The organism is Halochromatium sp. NSM3 (genome assembly GCF_059621085.1).
The window spans coordinates 1-1,692 of the sequence record NZ_JCAQIA010000082.1 but is presented as its reverse complement, the minus strand read 5'-3'; the positions used below and the strand labels follow the sequence as shown (position 1 = coordinate 1,692).

Genomic DNA, 1,692 nt, shown 5'->3' with positions numbered 1-1,692 from the left:
CAAGCTCGATCAGGCCGCCGGCGCGCTGCGGTTCAGCATGGAGATGGCTGATCCGGCCAAGCGCATCGAGCAGGTCGGCACGGTGGTGGGGCATTTGGTGGGGTGACGCTTTCCGAGCACGAAAGGCGTCCACCGTGCTAACTTTTTTCCATGAAAGCCATCACCTGGGCCCCGGAGAAGAACAGGTTGCTCAAGACCGAACGTGGTATCTCGTTCGAGGATGTCGTGTTCCACATCATGACCGGAGACATCCTCGATACGATCGAGCATCCGAATCAGACGCGGTATCCTGGTCAGCAGATCCATGTGATTGACATCGAGGGATACGTCTACTTGGTGCCGTTCGTGGAGTCCGAGGACGAGGTCTTTCTGAAGACGATCATCCCTAGCCGCAAGGCAACCAGGACTTATCGAGGTAAAGGCACATGACCCAATTGGATTCCGAGGAACAGGCGATCCTTGACGCCTTCGAGTCGGGAGAGGTTAAGCCTGCGGAAGACGCGACGGCCACGCAGCAGCGACATCGAGACTATGCAGCGGCTATGTTCCGGCAAGATGCGCGGATCAACATCTGCCTCACGTCCAAGGACTTGCGCGGACTGCAAAAGAAGGCGCTCGCCGAAGGCGTTCCCTATCAGACGCTCGCTGCAAGCATCTTGCATCAGTACGTGGAAGGTCGGCTGTGCGAGCACGATCGCTGACAACCGCGCCGACAAGCGCATGTCGGCACCGACCGCGAGCAAGCAGGGGGGACACCCCCCTGCACCCCCAAAAGGACCAAATCAGACGAAGCGCCGAAGCACCCAACGACGCCGCCGCAGGCTCAGGCCCAAGAGCCCCGCGCCCGCCAGCCACAGGGTACCGGGCGTGGGCACCGGCTGCGCATCCAGCGCGGCGACGTCGACTTGTCCGGGGCGAACCGCCCAGGCCTGCAACTGGTCGACCTTGTAGTCGCGGTCCTGGGGGCCGCTGCCGGCGTAGAAGCCCCACGCGAGGCCGGAATTGGGCGCGTACTCCGTACCAGACCAGTACAGGCCATCGTCAAAGTTCTGGAACGGGCCGGTGTTGGAGAGCCCCCAGCCAGACTGGGGGCCATTCCCGCTGGTGTCGTAATACGCTAGGTTCCCCAGCGTCTCATACCACAGATGTCCCAGCTCGCTGGTCGCGGTGTCGATGTTGTAGCCGCAGTCGGTGCCGTCGTAACTGAAATTACAGCCGTCATTACCAAGGTCGGTCACACTCCAAAGCCGCCAGTCGTCCCAGCCGCCATAGTCGAGCCATTGCGCCCAGGCCATCGCGCCCCACCAGGTCATGTCGCCATCGTTGAGGTCGAAATCGCTGTTGCTTAGCGTATGGGTCCCGCCGGCATGCGTGATGCTGCCGATGTCGCTGATGACGGCGTCCCGAACAGCGGTATCGCCGCCCGCCGATTGGGTCAGGAACAGGTTGGCATCCTGCAGCCAGGTCAGCTCCTGGGCGGCATCGTAGACCAGCCCGCTGTGTGCGCCGTCGCCCACCCAGAGATCGCTGTAGGTCGAATCTTGTATCCAACCGGCCTGCGTCGCGCTGGCCAGCGCCCAAAGCGCCACGCCGCAGACGCTCGAGACCGTTCTTAGTCGTTGTTGAGGCATTCGATAACCTGATTAGCAAGCTTCTTCAGCCAGACGAAGCCAGCGCGCAGGACGCGGCCCG

General features: G+C 62.2%; 3 protein-coding genes. 2 read left to right on the top strand and 1 reads right to left on the bottom strand.

Translation table 11 applies throughout. The features are described 5' to 3' along the window. Positions 1 to 150 precede the first annotated feature (150 nt). Together AC54T3_RS17375 and AC54T3_RS17370 are read left to right on the top strand one after the other, a co-directional pair. Complete coding sequence (locus tag AC54T3_RS17375; RefSeq protein ID WP_496626567.1) at positions 151 to 429, top strand: BrnT family toxin; 279 nt, start codon at positions 151 to 153, stop codon at positions 427 to 429. After that, positions 426 to 701 (top strand): antitoxin, encoded by a 276-nt coding sequence (locus tag AC54T3_RS17370; RefSeq protein WP_496626566.1) that lies wholly within the window; start codon positions 426 to 428, stop codon positions 699 to 701. The genes AC54T3_RS17375 and AC54T3_RS17370 overlap by 4 nt, the downstream gene beginning before the upstream one ends. A gap of 81 nt (positions 702 to 782) precedes the next feature. Here AC54T3_RS17370 and AC54T3_RS17365 read toward each other — a convergent pair whose 3' ends face one another. Next, entirely contained in the window at positions 783 to 1,631 is an 849-nt protein-coding gene (locus tag AC54T3_RS17365) for a PEP-CTERM sorting domain-containing protein (RefSeq protein WP_496626565.1), read from the bottom strand. Positions 1,632 to 1,692: the final 61 nt, after the last annotated feature.

What these genes read in the sequence shown, in the direction of transcription:
- AC54T3_RS17375 (WP_496626567.1), top strand. Translation starts at nt 151, where the DNA reads ATGAAAGCCATCACCTGGGCCCCGGAGAAGAACAGGTTGCTCAAGACC.
- AC54T3_RS17370 (WP_496626566.1), top strand. Translation starts at nt 426, where the DNA reads ATGACCCAATTGGATTCCGAGGAACAGGCGATCCTTGACGCCTTCGAG.
- AC54T3_RS17365 (WP_496626565.1), bottom strand. Translation starts at nt 1,631, where the DNA reads ATGCCTCAACAACGACTAAGAACGGTCTCGAGCGTCTGCGGCGTGGCG.